The 16,834-nt window shown below is 57.1% G+C and carries 18 protein-coding genes; 6 read left to right on the top strand and 12 right to left on the bottom strand.

What is annotated here, in order from left to right; translation table 11 throughout:
- The first annotated feature begins 148 nt into the window (after window positions 1-148).
- Window positions 149-2,125: a methyl-accepting chemotaxis protein gene (locus PspS49_RS28655; RefSeq protein WP_064389541.1), complete on the top strand. Its 1,977-nt coding sequence runs from the start codon at window positions 149-151 to the stop codon at window positions 2,123-2,125.
- A gap of 56 nt (window positions 2,126-2,181) precedes the next feature.
- On the opposite strand, the gene PspS49_RS28650 is transcribed toward PspS49_RS28655, so the two are convergent.
- The 4 genes from PspS49_RS28650 to PspS49_RS28635 all read right to left on the bottom strand — a co-directional run bounded on the left by PspS49_RS28650 (window position 2,182) and on the right by PspS49_RS28635 (window position 7,012).
- Window positions 2,182-2,841, bottom strand: a complete 660-nt coding sequence (locus PspS49_RS28650) for a DUF2290 domain-containing protein (protein ID WP_160042319.1) — start codon at window positions 2,839-2,841, stop codon at window positions 2,182-2,184.
- A gap of 2 nt (window positions 2,842-2,843) precedes the next feature.
- Entirely contained in the window at window positions 2,844-5,000 is a 2,157-nt protein-coding gene (locus PspS49_RS28645) for an ATP-binding domain-containing protein (RefSeq protein ID WP_160042317.1), read from the bottom strand.
- 170 nt (window positions 5,001-5,170) lie between these two features.
- The gene (locus PspS49_RS28640) at window positions 5,171-6,667 is read right to left on the bottom strand and encodes a YifB family Mg chelatase-like AAA ATPase (protein WP_160042315.1); all 1,497 of its coding nucleotides are present in this window, start codon (window positions 6,665-6,667) and stop codon (window positions 5,171-5,173) included.
- 147 nt (window positions 6,668-6,814) lie between these two features.
- Window positions 6,815-7,012 (bottom strand): hypothetical protein, encoded by a 198-nt coding sequence (locus PspS49_RS28635; RefSeq protein WP_160042313.1) that lies wholly within the window; start codon window positions 7,010-7,012, stop codon window positions 6,815-6,817.
- A 261-nt stretch (window positions 7,013-7,273) separates the two neighbouring features.
- Here PspS49_RS28635 and PspS49_RS28630 point away from each other — a divergent pair, with 261 nt between their 5' ends.
- Window positions 7,274-7,486 carry a HigA family addiction module antitoxin gene (locus PspS49_RS28630; RefSeq protein ID WP_224790075.1) on the top strand — a complete coding sequence of 71 codons (213 nt, stop codon included), beginning with the start codon at window positions 7,274-7,276 and terminating at the stop codon, window positions 7,484-7,486.
- Here PspS49_RS28630 and PspS49_RS28625 read toward each other — a convergent pair.
- A complete protein-coding gene (locus PspS49_RS28625) occupies window positions 7,481-8,002 on the bottom strand; it encodes a Bro-N domain-containing protein (RefSeq protein ID WP_150749832.1) in 522 nt (173 codons plus the stop codon). The two genes, PspS49_RS28630 and PspS49_RS28625, sit on opposite strands and share 6 nt — an antisense overlap.
- A gap of 364 nt (window positions 8,003-8,366) precedes the next feature.
- Complete coding sequence (locus PspS49_RS28620; RefSeq protein ID WP_007920416.1) at window positions 8,367-8,627, bottom strand: accessory factor UbiK family protein; 261 nt, start codon at window positions 8,625-8,627, stop codon at window positions 8,367-8,369.
- A 414-nt stretch (window positions 8,628-9,041) separates the two neighbouring features.
- Here PspS49_RS28620 and glnK point away from each other — a divergent pair, with 414 nt between their 5' ends.
- The 4 genes from glnK (at window position 9,042) to sutA (ending at window position 11,826) form a co-directional block, all read left to right on the top strand.
- Entirely contained in the window at window positions 9,042-9,380 is a 339-nt protein-coding gene (glnK, locus tag PspS49_RS28615) for a P-II family nitrogen regulator (RefSeq protein WP_002555808.1), read from the top strand.
- A gap of 38 nt (window positions 9,381-9,418) precedes the next feature.
- Window positions 9,419-10,756 carry an ammonium transporter gene (locus tag PspS49_RS28610; RefSeq protein WP_007920417.1) on the top strand — a complete coding sequence of 446 codons (1,338 nt, stop codon included), beginning with the start codon at window positions 9,419-9,421 and terminating at the stop codon, window positions 10,754-10,756.
- Window positions 10,757-10,971: 215 nt separating this feature from the next.
- Complete coding sequence (locus tag PspS49_RS28605) at window positions 10,972-11,397, top strand: secondary thiamine-phosphate synthase enzyme YjbQ (protein ID WP_160042311.1); 426 nt, start codon at window positions 10,972-10,974, stop codon at window positions 11,395-11,397.
- 102 nt (window positions 11,398-11,499) lie between these two features.
- Window positions 11,500-11,826 carry a transcriptional regulator SutA gene (sutA, locus tag PspS49_RS28600; RefSeq protein WP_007920420.1) on the top strand — a complete coding sequence of 109 codons (327 nt, stop codon included), beginning with the start codon at window positions 11,500-11,502 and terminating at the stop codon, window positions 11,824-11,826.
- Between the two features lie 192 nt (window positions 11,827-12,018).
- Here sutA and PspS49_RS28595 read toward each other — a convergent pair whose 3' ends face one another.
- The 6 genes from PspS49_RS28595 to PspS49_RS28570 are packed head-to-tail and all read right to left on the bottom strand — an operon-like array spanning window position 12,019 to window position 16,628.
- The gene (locus PspS49_RS28595) at window positions 12,019-12,726 is read right to left on the bottom strand and encodes an HAD-IA family hydrolase (protein WP_160042309.1); all 708 of its coding nucleotides are present in this window, start codon (window positions 12,724-12,726) and stop codon (window positions 12,019-12,021) included.
- The gene (gene xerC / locus PspS49_RS28590; RefSeq protein ID WP_160042307.1) at window positions 12,723-13,622 is read right to left on the bottom strand and encodes a tyrosine recombinase XerC; all 900 of its coding nucleotides are present in this window, start codon (window positions 13,620-13,622) and stop codon (window positions 12,723-12,725) included. The genes PspS49_RS28595 and xerC overlap by 4 nt, the downstream gene beginning before the upstream one ends.
- 2 nt (window positions 13,623-13,624) lie before the next feature.
- Window positions 13,625-14,350: a DUF484 family protein gene (locus tag PspS49_RS28585; protein ID WP_127930209.1), complete on the bottom strand. Its 726-nt coding sequence runs from the start codon at window positions 14,348-14,350 to the stop codon at window positions 13,625-13,627.
- Between the two features lie 13 nt (window positions 14,351-14,363).
- Window positions 14,364-15,194, bottom strand: a complete 831-nt coding sequence (dapF, locus tag PspS49_RS28580; RefSeq protein WP_008084573.1) for a diaminopimelate epimerase — start codon at window positions 15,192-15,194, stop codon at window positions 14,364-14,366.
- Between the two features lie 3 nt (window positions 15,195-15,197).
- Window positions 15,198-16,445, bottom strand: coding sequence for a diaminopimelate decarboxylase (lysA, locus tag PspS49_RS28575; RefSeq protein ID WP_064389521.1), 1,248 nt, complete (start codon window positions 16,443-16,445; stop codon window positions 15,198-15,200).
- A 9-nt stretch (window positions 16,446-16,454) separates the two neighbouring features.
- Window positions 16,455-16,628, bottom strand: coding sequence for a lipoprotein (locus PspS49_RS28570; protein WP_007911098.1), 174 nt, complete (start codon window positions 16,626-16,628; stop codon window positions 16,455-16,457).
- Between the last annotated feature and the right edge of the window lie 206 nt (window positions 16,629-16,834).

Genomic DNA, 16,834 nt, shown 5'->3' with positions numbered 1-16,834 from the left:
ATAACCCTGCTGCTCGCTCAAGTATTCGGCTTTACCGCCGAATACGTGCATGTGGAACCGTCGTGCCGGTATCCACGATTCACCCCCACTATTAAAAATTATCCGAGCTGCGATCAAGGAGGATCGGAAAGTTCGGCCAGGAGCTGTCATGTCTCAACCTCGCGCTCGGATCGCCTCACAGTTAGGCCTCGCCCTCGCCGTGATACTGGCGATAGTCATCAGTGGCAGTACGGTGTTCGCCCTGCGTTCGCTGGATTCCGCCAACCTCGCTACCCGTGAAGAGCATCTGGCCAGTGAGGCGCGGCTGCTGGCCGACCAACTGAGCACCTTTCACGGCACGCTGCGTGAAAGCACCCAGCGGCTCAGCGGGTTGTTCGAAAAGCGCTTCAGCGCGGGTCTGAGCATTCACCCGAGTGAACCGGTGACGGTGGCCGGCACCCAGACCCCGGGCCTGCACCTGGGCAGCGAAGTGTTGAACAACAACTTCAAGGAAGTCGACGAGTTCAAGCAGATGACCGCCGGCGTCGCCACACTGTTCGTGCGCAGCGGCGAAGACTTCGTACGGGTCAGCACCTCGCTGACCAAGCAGGACGGCACTCGCGCCATTGGCACCTTGCTTGACCACGCCCACCCGGCGTACGCGAAGTTGATGGCGGGGCAGAGCTATGTCGGCCGCGCGTTGCTGTTCGATCGTTCCTACATGACCCAATACACCCCGGTGCGCGATGGCAGCGGCAAGGTGATTGCGGTGCTGTTCGTCGGCTTCGATTACACCGATGCTCAAAACGCCCAGTTCGACAACCTCAAGCGCTTCCGCATTGGCCAGACCGGCTCGCTGGCGCTGCTCGATGAGCAGAGCAAATGGCTGGTTGCACCGGCAGGTGTGCAGGCGTTGGATCAAGCGATTCCAGTGATCAAGGATCTGGCGAAATCGCCGGGCAAAGGTCAGTTCTGGGGCGACAAGTCCGAAGATTTCTACAGCGTCGCGGTGCCGTTTGATGGTGGCCCGTGGTCGGTGGTAGCAAGCATGCCGAAAGCCGAAATCCGCGCAGTGACGTGGAGCGTCGGTACGCAACTGGCGATCGGCAGTCTGTTGGCGATGCTGCTGGCGGTCGGTTCCGTGGTCTGGTTGCTGCGTAGCAAACTGGCGCCACTGAGCGATCTCGTCCGTCAGGCGGAAGCCTTGGGCGCCGGCGATCTGAGCGTGCGCCTGAACGTGTCGAGCAACGACGAAATCGGTCAGTTGTCCCGCGCGTTCAACCAGATGAGCCAGGCGCTGTCGACCATGGTCGAGCACATCCGTCGCTCTTCGGAAGAGGTCAACAGCCGTGCCCAGGCCCTGTCCGGTTTGTCCGGCGGTGCCTATGAAGGCATGGAGCAACAGTCCGGCGAAATCACCAGTATGGCCGGCGCAGTGGAAGAGTTCAGCGCAACCTCGCTGAACATTGCCGACAACATGGGCGCGACCCAGCGTCTGGCGCAGGAAAACGCCCAGCAAACCCAGATTGGCCGCAGCTCGATGGAAGAAGCGTCGTCCTCGCTGGAGCAAATCGCTGGCGCCCTGAACAGCACCGCCACCGTGATCAACACCCTCGGTCAGCGTTCGCAGGAAATTGGCGGCATCGTCGGTGTGATCACCTCGATCGCCGAGCAGACCAACTTGCTGGCGCTGAACGCAGCGATCGAAGCGGCCCGCGCCGGCGAACAAGGTCGCGGCTTTGCCGTGGTAGCCGATGAAGTGCGCAGCCTGGCCTCGCGTACCCGCCAGGCCACCGATGAAATTTCCAGCATGATCCACAGCATCCAGCAGGAAACCGGCAACGCGATCAGCACCATGGAGCAGGGCAATGTGCTGATGCAGGAAGGCTTGTCGCGCAACGCCAACGTCGCTTCGGCGCTGGCGCGTATTGACGAGCAGAGCCGTTCGGCGGGGCAGCAGTTTGCCGCGATCACCACGGCGACTCAGGAGCAGAGCAGCACCGCGACGTTGTTGAGCAGCAATTTGCAGAGCATTGCGTTGGCCAACAGTGAGCAGCGTGAGGTTGTGTCGAACCTGGCTGTTACGGCTAAAGAGCTGGAGAAGCTGGCGGCGGATTTGCGTTCCGAGGTTGATCGCTTTCGTTGAGCTGTCTATTAGAGTTACAGGCCAAAATTAACAGAGTTAAATTTGGCCTGTAACGGTTATAGCGTGATATGGCCGATCGCTCTTTCAGATTCAAAAATTGAGCTCTCAAAATACTCGTTAAACTGAGTAATTGCATCTGTATGTTTTTTGAATGCAGTGTGATAGAAGTTCCGTAGTAAGAATGCTAGAAACGCGTATGGCGTAACGGGGGCATTCACAGGGATTCGGCAATTCTTGTACTGCCCTAAGGTTAAGTGAGATTTCGGGTGTTCAATCTCTCTATAAGTTCCCTCAGTTGAGTCGAAGTCGAACCTTATCGGGAAAACTACGATATTCCTCATCACTATATCTGCGTAGATTTCATCATCGTCATAAATTTCAGGATTGTTTTGATATTCGGTTAAGTCCGGGGACGGGAAGAATGCGAGCCTATGACGCGTAAGCGTTCCGTTCTCAAATTTGTACATGAGTTGCACTAAGGCTCCGTCGAGCATCCTAAGGTTATAAGCATTGGTTCGAAGCAACTCATCATAAATTTCTTGGTAGGGTTGGTTCTTTAGTACGATGCTCAAGTCACCACTGCCGCTGTAGCTTATTTCTTGCAAACCTCCATTAGTAACAAGGGACGGGAAGTTCTGACTATTGCACAGGCCCAAGCCTATGAAATCAGCCGTTAAGCGCTCTACCTGATTTCTTATTTTTTCTGGTGTTGGCATTGTTAGCTTCCTTTGTTTAACAATGCGCGTAGACGCTCAAGTTGATCCTCTGGAAGGTCATCAAGAAATACCTTTCCCTGCTCAATTTCGCTCAGCAGTGTCGCTACGTTGCCTTGGACTTGTTTGATTTTCCCTTTTATTTCAGACGACATGTCTCTGTTGACGATATTTAAGTTGGCCCTTTCTGCATCAGTAGGGTACTTAAATGCCAACTCAAATTTATTGTTTTTTACCTGCTCAAACTCTTCGATAAGGTTTTGCATTTGCGGTCCGATGCCCAAAACCCTAACCCAGGCTTTACTTCTCGTCATTGCCGTGAATAGCATGTTTCTCATTCTGGCGAGGCTGCCAAATGAATAATAGCAATCTTGCGCATTTATAATGTAGACCATTCCAGCCTCATTACCTTTTGCCCGGTATATTCCGGTGAAAACAACTGAATCTTCATCGCTTTCGAAAAATACATCTTGAGACGTATCGACGCCTGCGAGGTGGGAGTTAATACCTCTTTCAAATAATAACTTTCTCGCGGGTCCAACAGCGTCTCTGGTCTTGATCGGGTCGGGGTTTATTACAATTACATCGTCGAAGTTAAGTTCGTCTTTTGTAAGGTTCGACTGAATAGAGTCTGCGAGCCAAATGGCTTGCTCTTCCGCTGAGTTAAACTTTACGAACTGAACTATGTCATCGATATCAGAGTGATCCTCAAGGAAGGCAGGGCTGCTGAATTCGGTTCGAGCAAGTCTGACATGAGCGCCATCTTCTAATGCACCGTCCTTTACTTCATAGCCAACATCTTTCCATAATTGGCTTTGATCGAACATTTGTATCAGTCCAGTTCCAGTCTTACTATCTGCCTTTCTATATATACCGAAGCCAAGTGCGTGCGCAGTGGTCAGGACAGGGCGTGAGTTTCGATAACATTTCTCTAGAATTATATCTTGCTTAGGCTTACCAGGGACTGGGTCTTCAAATCTGACTCTAGACGAGCCATCAGGATTCTTTCCAAAAATTTCTTCCGGCGCAGGAAGCGATTTTTCACTAAGGCTTTGGAGTTCATCGTATGCGTACACTAAGCGCTTGTCAGGGGTTAAGTATTCATAGCATAGTCTTAGAAAAGCAGGAGAAAAATCTTGGGCTTCGTCAATCAAAATTACATCGTAAAGCGGTTTGATATCAGATACGTCTTTTAGGGCTTTCTCGCATGCCCCTTCAAAGTCTCTGTTTCTACCGTATTTATTTTTTGCAGTCTGGTAGTCTAAGAATTCAATGCCGTGTGTTTGGCAAAAACTATAATACATACCGTTTCTTTGAGCTCCACCAGGCCCCCCCCAAGCATTTATGATTTGAAGATTGTCCCAGTCTGGCTCTTCGTTTGTGTGTTCGATTACAAAGGTATTAATTAGTCTTTTGAATTGGCCTTTCAGTGATCTGGTGTTAAAAGTTACAGCGATTTTCCACTCTGGATGTTGGGCATGAAGGTAAGCTGCTTTCAGGGCTAAAACTATGGTTTTCCCTGACCCAGCCAAGCCGCGAATTCGTTGTACTCCTTGTACTGTTTCGATAACCGCGCTGCCTTGAAGGTTGTCGAGATTCGCAACCGAGTCTTCAAGGTTTTTTAGAATAGCCCCTCTGGATGTTGTTGAGGAAGTATCGCGTTTACGCTTACCTTTTCGAATTGTTGAGATGGATTGAATGACAGCGAGAACCGATTCAAAAATCTCTGGGTTGTCAAAGTCTGGGAGTTCATCAATGAAAGCATGCAGGCTTGTTGCGTTACAAATTGGGTATTCTTCTTCTAATGTGGCAGGGCGAATTGGGATCGCTGGCGCAAAGGTTATTACATTTGGAGGTATCTGGAGTTTTCGGCCACGCATTAATCCTTTATGATTTCTCAGTTTGGCTTCAAGGGTATTAAAACTATCATCTTGTGCCTGTTCGTAACCGGCTGAATTTCTTCCTTCAATAAGATTGAATAAAAGCAATCCATGTTCTTTGCTTAACCAAATTGCATCTACAGGATAAGGGCCTTCGGGTGTGCCTATAATTGGGTATCCAATGAACAGATGGCCGTCATACTGAGGGTTACTCTGAAAGAATTCTGCAAGCTGTTGGCTTGAAACCGGTTTTTTTGTAGAACCCCAAATTATGTTTACCATAATTTACCTGCTATAAATTCAAAAAAGTGTTTGACTATAAATCGATATTTCAAGGCTACTACAGGCTGAGACAAGGGGCTACTCCAATGGCTCCAGATTCTTCTAGGCGGACAAGGAAGCTTTCGTCACTCATTCAAAACGTCTCCTACTGATTTTTGTGGGAATGATTTTCAACTGTTGCTCGAGGGCCGATACTGCAACGCCTCAGCCAAATGCTCACGGCTGATGTCTTTGCACTGTTCAAGATCCGCCAACGTCCTTGCCACCTTCAATAACCGATGCGCCGAGCGCAGCGACAACGTCAGCCGTTCACAGGCTGACTCCAGCCATTTCTCATCGGTTGTGGATAACTTGCAGTGCCGCTTCAAACCCGGCAGATCGAGAAATGCATTGGCGCAGCCTTGACGCTTCAGCTGCCGCTCACGCGCCTCGGCCACCAACGCCGCGGCGCTGGCGCTGTCCTCTCCCGGTTTCACTTGCGGGTTCAACGCCGTCGCTTCCCGCGCCACCGTAAGGTGCAAATCGATCCGGTCCAGTAACGGCCCCGAGAGCTTGTTGCGATAGCGCTGCACCATGTCAGGCGTGCACGAGCATTTGCCACTCGGCTCACCAAGATATCCACAGGGACACGGGTTCATCGCCGCCACCAACTGAAACCGCGCCGGGAAACGCACGCGATCCTTCGCCCGGGCAATCACGATATGCCCGGACTCCAGCGGCTCGCGCAGCACCTCCAGCACCTTGCGATCAAACTCCGGCAACTCGTCTAGAAAAAGCACGCCGTGGTGGGCGAGGGTGATCTCGCCGGGTTGTGGTTTCGAACTGCCGCCGACCAGTGCAGGGCCTGACGCCGAGTGATGCGGCTGGCGAAAGGGGCGCTGGGGCCAATGGGTCAGTGGCACGCCACTGGCGACGGATTGAATCGCCGCCACCTCCAGCGCTTCGCATTCGGACAAAGGTGGCAGTAGCCCCGGCAGTCGACTGGCCAGCAGCGTCTTGCCTGTCCCCGGCGGCCCGCTGAACAGCAGGTTATGCGCACCCGCTGCGGCAATCAGCAACGCTCGTTTGGCGGCCATCTGCCCTTGTACTTCATTGAGGTCGGGATAGGGTCTGGCGGCATGGATCAAACCGTCCGATACGTAGGGCTCCACCGGTGTATGCCCATTGAAATGCGCCACCGCCTCCAGCAAATGATCCACCGCAAACACCTTCAACCCCGAAGCCAGGCACGCCTCCTCGGCATTCGCCCGCGGCACCACCAGCGCACGACCCGCCTTGCGCGCGGCCAACGCTGCCGGCAACACCCCGCGCACCGCCCTTACTGCGCCGGACAACGCCAACTCACCCAGACATTCCACATCGTCCAGCGTCAGACACGGCACCTGCACACTCGCCGACAGAATCCCCAAGGCAATCGCCAGATCAAACCGCCCGCCATCCTTGGGCAGATCCGCCGGCGCCAGATTCAAGGTGATCCGCCGCGCCGGAAACTGCAGCCCGGAATTGATGATGGCGCTGCGCACCCGATCCTTGCTCTCCTTCACCGCCGCCTCGGGCAGGCCGACCATGGTCAGCGACGGCAGGCCGTTGGCCAGATGGACTTCGACGGTGACAGCGGGGGCTTCCACGCCTATCTGGGCGCGGCTGTGGACGATGGAGAGGGACATGGTCGTTCCTTGAGCTGAATCGGGGAGCCGCTTCCTGCGGGTTTTTGAAGGGTAGTTGGGAGAGCGAATCCAGGCGACACGGATCCGAGGGCAAACCTTCACTGGATGTTGCCAAGGTGCCCTTCCACGTTCAGTAGAGGCGCCACATTAGTTTTCTTCTTCGAGATTTCTTACTTGGCTTCCTCCCCCGGCCAGCCAACCATCCGGTTCGAGTTCTTTACCGTACTTGGCCGCTACCTCAATAAAATGACGCTGATTGGCTGAAATACCTCCGGCTAACCGAAGTGCTTCAGCGTGATATCCAACAATCTCTTCTAGCTTTGCCCTTCTCTTTTTGTCTTTCATTGAGGCCTCGTTTTTTGGGTGACAGATGCTTTGTTGGCCACCGTAGTACAAGGAGGAAAAGTCGCGTAATCAGGCGCAGACGCTGATGTTTGTAGGGCCATGCCCTAATAGGTGTAGGACGCCGGCGAAAGGGGGGTGAAGGTCTTGTATCCGGGAGTCGGATGCTCCAGTTTGGCCACTCAACGCAGCCTCTGGAGGCGAAAAATGGACCGCAATGGTATGCGCCCGATTCATCCGGGCGAGGTTCTGAGTAAGTAATTCATGGAGCCGTTGGGCATGACTGTCATGGATCTGGCCATGCCCACGAACTGGCCCGAAAATGAGATCGAAAAGCTTGTGAAATGCCACCTCAGGATCTGCGCCGATCTGGCAATCAGCCTTGCCACTCATCTCAACACTACGCCTGAGTTCTGGATGAATCTTCAGTCGACTTACGATTTGCGCAGGGCCCAGCTCCGGCATGCGGGTTTATAGCGATTGCAGCATCCGCGAAGCCCTTTTCCACCATGGCCCCGTTATTGGGCGCTTGGTCTGTTCCCGTTCCACCACCATCAGCGGCACATCCTGCAACCGTATCCACGGCTGGTTATTCCAGTGCAACAAACTCAACGACATATCCGGCCAACTGAGCAGGCTCAGGTGTGGGCGTTCGCTTGTGCTGGGATGTTGGGCGTCGCGCAGGGTAGGGATGACCTGGTGGGTGATCCATTCGCGCAGTGCCCGGTATTCGGGGCAGTAGTGGTAGACGAGGAGGGCGTAGATGCCGGATTCGCTGATCAGCAGGGTGTTTTCGATCTGCTTGTGGATCAGGGTTTTGCGGGTTTGGTATTGGTCGGGGTCGAGTTTTCGCAGCATGCGTTCGTTGAGGTAGATGTGCAGCAGGCGACTCAGGTCTCGGGCGCAGAACCAGGGTTGGTTCTGGATGAGGAGGGCGTGGAGGGGGAGTTTGTGGCGGGTGAAGATGTAGGGCTTTAAATAGGTTTCTTCCATGGTGCAGTTCTCGAATTCGAATGAAGAAAACTGCCTCTGATCGTCGCCAAACGATAGGGGTGGCAGCTATGCGCAGGTTGGCGAACCGGTGAATCCGGAACCGGCAGACCCTAAGGTCTCCCACGCACAGCCGCCATAATTCGAGATGGGAAAAGTCCCAGGGTCGAACATGGTCGCAATGCGTCGAACTCTATCCAGGTCGCCAAACCCGGTGCTGAACATTCAGCATCGGGTGAGCTTAGAAACCTGGGCTTTTCGGCGCAATCGGACGGCGGTGGTGCAGGTTGTAGGACGTTGCCGGGATGGTTGAAGGGCTGGAGATCAAAAGATCGCAGCCTTCGGCAGCTCCTACAGGGGGCGCGGATTATTCAGCGGGCGGTGTCAGCTTGGCTTCCATCTCGGCGACTTTGGCTTCGAGACTCTCAAGTCGAGCACGAGTACGCGCCAACACAACCATCTGGCTATCAAACTCTTCACGGCTGACCAGGTCGAGTTTGCTGAAGGCACTCTGCAGCAGCATCTTGAACTGGCTTTCGATTTCGGCTTTCGGCAGCGGGGTGTCGCCGCTGAACAGGCGGGAGGCGGTGCCGCTCAGGGCGTCGAGGAAGTCTTTGGGCGCGAGCATGGTGGATGTCCTGGAAACAATGGCCGGCAGTGTATCACGCAGTGTCTATAGTCAATCTTGTGGTCAGGGATGCACGCTTTTCGCGCAGGCGGATGGACGGCGACGCACCTTTGTTGTGCGTATCCGGATGGCGTTTTGGGTGCAATGGCTTGCAGCAGCGGCCAAGGGATTGAAATCAGGGGATTTTGGCGAGATGGCAAGGTTTCTGCTTAGTCACCTTCGACCCATGCACTGATGCAGTCGCTGTGACGAATGCAGTGCGGCAGACGGAGCGGGGAGTTTCGTCAGCAGCGGTTAGCTGGCGTCAGTCGGGCAGGTAAGGCCGACGATGCGTTACAAAGCCAGGCACTGCGCTTAGACTTGAGTCGGGTTTGTTTTCCTGGGGCAAGTCCACCAATTCGGGAGAGAGTTTTCATGAAGCTAGTCACTGCCATCATCAAGCCGTTCAAGTTGGACGACGTGCGCGAGTCGCTGTCCGAAATCGGCGTGCAGGGCATTACCGTTACTGAAGTCAAAGGCTTCGGCCGGCAGAAGGGTCACACCGAGCTGTATCGCGGCGCGGAATATGTGGTCGATTTTCTGCCCAAGGTGAAAATCGACGTGGCCATCGACGACAAGGATCTGGATCGGGTTATCGAGGCGATAACCAAGGCGGCCAACACCGGCAAGATCGGTGACGGCAAGATCTTCGTGGTCAATCTGGAACAGGCGATCCGCATCCGTACCGGCGAAACCGATACCGACGCGATTTAAACGCCGCCACAAACCCCAACGCCCCAGGAGAAAACAATATGACTCTGCGTAAATTCGCAGGGCTAGGAGCCCTGTTGTCCATCGTAATGCCAAGCCTTGCAATGGCGGCAGACGAAGTGGCGGCCCCAGTCCTCAATTCCGGCGACACTGCCTGGATGCTGACCTCGACAGCTCTCGTGCTGTTCATGACCATCCCGGGCCTGGCGCTGTTCTACGGCGGCATGGTTCGCTCGAAAAACATTCTTTCCGTGATGATGCAGTGCTTCGCCATTACCGGTCTGATCAGCATCCTGTGGGTCATTTATGGCTACAGCATTGCGTTCGACACCACCGGCATGGAGCAGGGCGTCGTCAACTTCAACTCGTTCTTCGGCGGCATGGGCAAGGCGTTCCTCGCCGGTGTCACGCCTTCGAGCCTGACCGGCCCAGCGGCTCTGTTCCCTGAGGCGGTGTTCATCACCTTCCAGATGACCTTCGCGATCATCACTCCGGCGCTGATCGTCGGTGCGTTCGCCGAGCGGATGAAGTTCTCCGCGATGCTGATCTTCATGGGCATCTGGTTCACCCTGGTTTACGCACCGATCGCGCACATGGTCTGGTCCGGCAACGGCGGCCTGATGTGGGACTGGGGCGTACTCGACTTCGCGGGCGGCACCGTGGTGCACATCAACGCCGGTGTCGCCGGTCTGATTGCCTGCCTGGTATTGGGCAAGCGCAAAGGCTTCCCGACCACCCCGATGGCCCCGCACAACCTCGGTTATACCCTGATGGGTGCGGCGATGCTGTGGGTCGGCTGGTTCGGCTTCAACGCCGGCTCCGCTGCAGCGGCCAACGGCACCGCCGGCATGGCGATGCTGGTCACTCAGATCGCTACCGCTGCCGCCGCACTGGGCTGGATGTTTGCCGAGTGGGTCACCCACGGCAAGCCAAGCGCGCTGGGCATCGCTTCGGGTGTGGTTGCCGGTCTGGTAGCGATCACTCCGGCAGCCGGCACCGTGGGCCCGATGGGCGCACTGGTGATTGGTCTGGCGGCGGGCGTGGTGTGCTTCTTCTGCGCCACCACCCTGAAACGCAAACTCGGTTATGACGATTCCCTGGACGCGTTCGGCGTGCACGGTATCGGCGGTATCCTCGGCGCGATCCTCACCGGCGTCTTCGCTGCGCCGGCGCTGGGTGGCTTCGGCACCGTGACCGATATCGGTGCGCAAGTGTGGATTCAGGTCAAAGGCGTGGGCTTCACGGTGATCTACACCGCGATCGTCACCTTCATCATCCTCAAGGTACTCGACGCTGTGATGGGTCTGCGTGTGACCGAAGAAGAAGAGTCGGTCGGCCTCGATCTGGCACAACACAACGAACGCGGCTACAACCTGTAAGTACGCGCATTAAAAAATTTGCCCGGTTCGCCGGGCATTTTTTTGTCCGGAATTTGTCATTCAGAGAGCAGCTGAAAGGATTTTTCGTACTGCTTTGGTCGTGTTTACGACGGGCGTTTTTCTGCGGCCAATGGCTTACATGATTGCAGGAATATTAGGGCCTTTGTTTTTTCCCAGAGCGCGCTAGAATGCGCCCCGAACGTGCGGAGAACTGTATGTGGCAACAGACTCTGATAACCCTGCGGGCACGGCCCCGGGGCTTTCATCTGGTAACGGACGAGTTACTCGCGGGGCTGCCTGAACTCAGGGAGTGCCGGGTCGGTCTGTTGCATTTGTGGCTGCAGCATACCTCGGCGTCGTTGACCATCAACGAGAACGCCGATCCGGCGGTACGTCGCGACTTCGAACGATTTTTCAATCGTCTGATCCCACAAGGAACAGACGGCTATGAGCATAACGACGAAGGCCTGGACGACCTCCCGGCGCACTTCAAGGCCAGCGTGCTTGGCTGCCAGATCAGTCTGCCGGTTTCGGCAGGTCGCCTGGCACTGGGGGCCTGGCAAGGCGTTTATCTGGGCGAGCACCGTGATCATGGCGGTGCCCGAAAAGTCCTCGCCACCTTGCACGGTGAAGGGGCATAAACCGTTGGTCACCAATGGTTACTGATTTTTTAACGGCGACTTTCGACAGTTGCCAAAGCTGGTCTATAACTAATCTGCTTTTCGCAAGTCATGAGGTAGAACATGAGCGACGATGATCTGGAAAACGACGACCTCGAAGTAGGCGACGAAGACGAGGCCGAGGAAGGTCTGGAAGCAGCAGCGGAAGACGTTGCTGACGACGATGGTGGCGACGATACGCCGGCCCCGGCTGCCAAAGGCAAAGCCAAGGCTGCGGTGTCGGTAGACGAGTTGCCGAGCATTGAAGCCAAGAACAAGGAACGCGACGCCCTGGCCAAGGCCATGGAAGAGTTTCTGTCGCGCGGCGGAAAGGTTCAGGAAGTGGAGGCCAACGTGGTCGCCGATCCACCGAAGAAGCCAGACAACAAGTACGGTAGCCGCCCTATCTGAGGCGTGCCGCTGGCTTGCTGAAAAAGCCCGCCGTCGCTGCGGGCTTTTTCATGGGTGAAATAAAGCAATCGAAGTGAACGCAATTCCCCTGTGGGAGCGAGCCTGCTCGCGAAAGCGGTGGGTCAGTCAACATCAGTATTGAATGACAGAATGCCTTCGCGAGCAGGCTCGCTCCCACAGGGGGGTAGTAGATCAGTTCGAGGGGGCATTCCAGCGTGCGAGTACTGCTGGCAGGTCGCTCAAGCTACGGATTTCGGCATCCGGTAGGCGATCCGCCTCCCAGACCTTACCCGCCGGGTTAAACCAGATCGCCCGCAATCCGGCCTGCTGTGCCCCGGCAATGTCATCGCCCGGATGATCACCTATGTGCACGGCGGTTTCGGCCGTGGCGCCACCGCGCTGCAACGCTTCGTGGAACAACCGCGCATCCGGTTTGGCGATGCCGATATCTTCCGCGCACAACGCAAACTTGAAGTAATCCGCCAACCCCAACCGCCGCACATCGGCATTGCCATTGGTGACCACGCCAAGCGCATAGTGATTGGCGAGAACCTCCAGCACTGGCTCGACTTCAGGGAACACTTCGATCTGATGCCGAGCATGCAGAAACACTTCAAAGCCCTTGTCTGCCAGATCGGATGCCTCGCCATGGGCGTACCCGGCGTCTTCCATCGCATGAAACAACACCCGCCGCCGAAGCGCACTGATGCGATGTTTCAACCCCGGCTCATTGGTCAACACCCGCTCACGAATCGCCCACAAATGTTCGACCGGCACGGCGCCCAGATTCGGCGCATGTTCGCTCAGCCATTCGCGCAATACCGCTTCGGCACTGACAATCACCGGGGCGGTGTCCCACAGGGTGTCGTCGAGGTCGAAGGTGATCAACTGGATGCTCATGAATCATCGCCTTTCATGCGTTTGGCCCGTGGGTGGGCGCTGTCGTAGACCGCCGCCAGGTGCTGGAAGTCCAGGTGGGTGTAGATCTGCGTGGTCTTGATATCTGAGTGGCCGAGCAGTTCCTGCACCGCGCGCAGGTCCTGCGAGGATTCGAGCAGGTGGCTGGCGAATGAGTGGCGCAGCATGTGCGGGTGCAGGTTTTGCCCCAGCTCGCGTTCGCCGGCCAGTTTGACCCGCACCTGAATTGCGCGCGGGCCGAGGCGCCGGCCTTGCTGGCTGACGAACACGGCATCGTCCGCCGGGTTGGTCATGGCCCGCAACGGCAGCCATTGTTCGATCGCTTCACGGGCCTTTTTGCCCACCGGCAACAGACGGGTTTTGCTGCCCTTGCCGAGCACCTGAACCATGCCATCGGCCAGATCCAGCTGATCAAGATTAAGCCCGGTCAGCTCTGACAAGCGCAGGCCGGAGGAGTAGAACAATTCAAGAATCGCCTGATCCCGACGTGCGAGAAAATCGTCCTCGACCGCACCTTCAAGCAGTTGCAGTGCACGGTCGGTATCGAGGGTTTTCGGCAGTCGGCGCTCGCCTTTCGGCGGTGCCAGACCCGTGGCCGGATCATGGTTGCAAAGACCTTCGCGATTCAGATAGTGATAGAGCCCGCGTACTGCCGAGAGCAATCGAGCGAGGCTGCGCGAGGATTGGCCCTGCGCATGCAGGCGGGCGATCAGGCTGCGCAGGCGCTGAATATCCAGTGCCGCCCAGCTGCCGATGTTCTGTTTGACGCACCAGCCAAGGACTTTGTCGAGGTCGCGGCGGTAGGCCGACAGCGTGTGCGGCGACACCTGTCGCTCACTGCGCAGGTGTTCGCAGTAAGCGTCCAGTTGCCGTTCCATGCTCAGCGTACCGAGCGCAGGGAGCTGTTGACCCGTGGCAGCACGCGGCCCATGACTTCGGCGATGTAGCTGAGGAACAGCGTACCGACCGAACTCTTGTAGTGCTGCGGATCACGGCTGGCGATCGCCAGAATCCCATGGATGCCTTGATGGCTGACCGCGACCACAGCGGTGGAGCCGATCTGCTTGCGCTGTTCTTCGCCGAAGAGGAAGTCCAGTTCATGCTCGCGCAGGCTACCGCTGACGCTTTTGCCTTCGGTGAGCAGGCCGCCGATGGCGACTTGGGCGTCAGCGTGGCTGACCCAACGGCCGACCGGCGCCGGGTTGTCACCGAGCAGGATCAGACTGACAAAAGGCACCTGAAAGTCCTGGCGCAGACTGTCTTCGACGCTGATCACCACGTCTTCAAGACTGGAGGCGTCCATCAGGGCGAGGATCAGGCGACGAGTCTTGTCGAACAGGCGATCGTTGTCGCGGGCGACGTCCATCAACTGCGAGAGGCGGTGGCGCATCTCGATGTTGCGGTCGCGCAGAATGGTCATCTGCCGCTCGACCAGCGAAACGGTATCACCACGCTGGTGAGGAATGCGCATCGCGGGCAGCAGTTCTTCGTGTTCGACGAAGAAATCCGGATGCGCCTCGAGGTATGCGGCAACCGCTGCCGCCTCCAGGCTCTCGGACGCTGATTCGTCGGACTGTCGGGCGGGTACCTGAGGCTTATCGGTCATGATTTCTGCTCACTCAAAGACGTACTTGTCCTTCGTATACACGCACTGCCGGACCGGTCATCAGTACCGGTTGGCCAGGGCCTGCCCATTCAATGGACAGACGCCCGCCGGGCAGGTCGATCAATAGCGGCGAATCCATCCACCCCTGGCTGATCGCAGCGACAGCCGCTGCACACGCGCCGGTACCGCAGGCCTGGGTTTCCCCGGCACCGCGTTCCCACACGCGCAATTGCGCGCGGTTACGGTCGATGACCTGGAGAAAACCGACGTTCACTCGCGCGGGGAAGCGCGGGTGATGTTCGATTTTCGGCCCCAGTTCATGCACCGGTGCGCTGTTGATGTCTTGCACGCGTAATACCGCGTGCGGGTTGCCCATCGACACGGCGGCCAGTTCGACGGTGGTGCCGTCGACTTCCAGCTGATAGCTGATGGCCTGCGCCGGCGCTTCGAACGGAATGTCCGCCGGCACCAGACGCGGAGCGCCCATGTTCACACCGATCTGGCCGTCGTTACGCACGTCCAGTTCGATGATGCCGCCCTTGGTCTCGACGCGGATCTGCCGCTTGGCGGTCAGACGCTTGTCGAGCACGAAGCGCGCAAAGCAGCGCGCGCCGTTGCCGCATTGCTCGACTTCCGAGCCATCGGAATTGAAGATCCGGTAACGGAAATCCACGTCCGGGTTGCTCGGCGCCTCGACGATCAGCAACTGGTCGAAACCGATACCGGTGTGCCGATCGCCCCATTGCTTGGCGTGTTTTGGCTGAATGTGCGCGTGCTGGCTGACCAGGTCGAGAACCATGAAGTCATTGCCCAAGCCGTGCATTTTAGTAAAACGCAGCAGCATGGGTTACTCCGGCAGCAGGCTTTCGCCGGCAAACAGCTCGGCCACGGTTTCGCGGCGGCGCACTTCAAAAACCTGATCACCGTCTACCAACACTTCAGCGGCACGGCCACGGGTGTTGTAGTTGGAGCTCATCACAAAGCCGTAGGCACCGGCCGAATGCACGGCCAGCAGATCGCCTTCGGCCAGGGCCAATTCGCGGTCCTTGGCGAGGAAGTCACCGGTTTCGCAGATCGGGCCAACGATGTCGTATTTGCGCGCAGCGGTGTCACGCGGTTTGACCGCCGTAACGTCCATCCACGCCTGATACAGCGCCGGGCGGATCAGGTCGTTCATCGCCGCGTCGACGATGGCGAAGTCTTTGTGCTCGGTGTGCTTGAGGTACTCGACCTGAGTCAGCAGCACGCCGGCGTTGGCAACGATGAAACGGCCTGGCTCGAACACCAGCGCCAGATCACGACCGTTCAGACGCTCGCGCACGGCTTTGATGTAGTCGGCAGCCAATGGCGGCTCTTCATCGCGATAACGCACGCCCAAACCACCACCGAGATCGATGTGGCGCAGGTGAATGCCGCAGTCGCCGAGGCGATCGACCAGATCCAGCAGGCGATCAAGTGCGTCGAGGAATGGCGGCAGCGTGGTCAGTTGCGAACCGATGTGGCAGTCAACGCCCACTACTTCCAGGTTTGGCAGATGCGCGGCACGCACGTACACGTCTTCGGCGTCGGCAATGGCGATGCCGAACTTGTTCTCTTTGAGACCGGTGGAAATGTACGGGTGGGTGCCAGCATCGACGTCCGGGTTCACACGCAGCGACACCGGTGCGCGAACACCCAGTTCGGCGGCAACCACTTGCAGGCGCTCGAGCTCGTCGGTGGACTCGACGTTGAAGCAGTGCACGCCGACTTCCAGCGCGCGACGCATGTCGTCACGGGTCTTGCCGACACCGGAGAAGACGATCTTGTCAGCGCTGCCGCCAGCGGCCAGTACGCGTTCCAGCTCGCCACGGGAAACGATGTCGAATCCGGCGCCCAGACGTGCCAGGACATTCAGCACGCCGAGGTTGGAGTTGGCTTTGACCGCAAAGCAGACCAGATGCGGCATGCCGGCCAGTGCATCGGCGTAAGCCAGATACTGGGCTTCGATGTGCGCGCGCGAGTAGACATAGGTGGGCGTGCCGAAGCGGTCGGCGATGGCGGACAGCGCCACACCTTCCGCGAACAACTCCCCGCCACGGTAGTTAAAAGCGTCCATGGCGATCCCTTATTGGTAAACGTCGTGCTTGTGTGCTTTGGACGGCTGCTTCTGCGAAGACTGGGCTTGTTCGGCCGGGTCCTGATCGTCATCCGGCAGGTACAGCGGGCCTTTTTGACCACAGGCCGAAACGAGGCAGGCGACCGCGACGAGCGCAGCAAGGGAAGAGATCAGGCGCTTCATGGCGAAATCCTTGAAAATGCGTTAATTGCGCCGGAGTATACCGGCCACCCGGCGGCTTGCCTATGCGAGGGGGTTCCCGTCCGGCGGGGCTTGCCTAAAGCTGCCCGAACCGCCGCAATCTCCTGTAGGAGTGAGCCTGCTCGTGATAGCGGAGTGTCAGATGCCTATATGCTGACTGACACACCGCTATCGCGAGCAGGCTCACT

Origin of the sequence: Pseudomonas sp. S49, assembly GCF_009866785.1 — a bacterium.
In the GTDB taxonomy this organism is placed as follows: domain Bacteria; phylum Pseudomonadota; class Gammaproteobacteria; order Pseudomonadales; family Pseudomonadaceae; genus Aquipseudomonas.
Note: the sequence above shows the minus strand (reverse complement) of the source record. Positions and strands in the feature narration are given on the sequence as shown.

Coding starts and splice junctions, on each gene's coding strand:
- PspS49_RS28570 (WP_007911098.1), bottom strand. CDS start 16,628: ATGAAGCGCCTGATCTCTTCCCTTGCTGCGCTCGTCGCGGTCGCCTGC.
- dapF (WP_008084573.1), bottom strand. CDS start 15,194: ATGCTGCTGCGTTTTACTAAAATGCACGGCTTGGGCAATGACTTCATG.
- PspS49_RS28655 (WP_064389541.1), top strand. CDS start 149: ATGTCTCAACCTCGCGCTCGGATCGCCTCACAGTTAGGCCTCGCCCTC.
- PspS49_RS28625 (WP_150749832.1), bottom strand. CDS start 8,002: ATGGAAGAAACCTATTTAAAGCCCTACATCTTCACCCGCCACAAACTC.
- glnK (WP_002555808.1), top strand. CDS start 9,042: ATGAAGCTAGTCACTGCCATCATCAAGCCGTTCAAGTTGGACGACGTG.
- PspS49_RS28605 (WP_160042311.1), top strand. CDS start 10,972: ATGTGGCAACAGACTCTGATAACCCTGCGGGCACGGCCCCGGGGCTTT.
- PspS49_RS28610 (WP_007920417.1), top strand. CDS start 9,419: ATGACTCTGCGTAAATTCGCAGGGCTAGGAGCCCTGTTGTCCATCGTA.
- PspS49_RS28635 (WP_160042313.1), bottom strand. CDS start 7,012: ATGAAAGACAAAAAGAGAAGGGCAAAGCTAGAAGAGATTGTTGGATAT.
- xerC (WP_160042307.1), bottom strand. CDS start 13,622: ATGGAACGGCAACTGGACGCTTACTGCGAACACCTGCGCAGTGAGCGA.
- lysA (WP_064389521.1), bottom strand. CDS start 16,445: ATGGACGCTTTTAACTACCGTGGCGGGGAGTTGTTCGCGGAAGGTGTG.
- PspS49_RS28630 (WP_224790075.1), top strand. CDS start 7,274: ATGGAGCCGTTGGGCATGACTGTCATGGATCTGGCCATGCCCACGAAC.
- PspS49_RS28645 (WP_160042317.1), bottom strand. CDS start 5,000: ATGGTAAACATAATTTGGGGTTCTACAAAAAAACCGGTTTCAAGCCAA.
- PspS49_RS28595 (WP_160042309.1), bottom strand. CDS start 12,726: ATGAGCATCCAGTTGATCACCTTCGACCTCGACGACACCCTGTGGGAC.
- PspS49_RS28640 (WP_160042315.1), bottom strand. CDS start 6,667: ATGTCCCTCTCCATCGTCCACAGCCGCGCCCAGATAGGCGTGGAAGCC.
- PspS49_RS28650 (WP_160042319.1), bottom strand. CDS start 2,841: ATGCCAACACCAGAAAAAATAAGAAATCAGGTAGAGCGCTTAACGGCT.
- sutA (WP_007920420.1), top strand. CDS start 11,500: ATGAGCGACGATGATCTGGAAAACGACGACCTCGAAGTAGGCGACGAA.
- PspS49_RS28585 (WP_127930209.1), bottom strand. CDS start 14,350: ATGACCGATAAGCCTCAGGTACCCGCCCGACAGTCCGACGAATCAGCG.
- PspS49_RS28620 (WP_007920416.1), bottom strand. CDS start 8,627: ATGCTCGCGCCCAAAGACTTCCTCGACGCCCTGAGCGGCACCGCCTCC.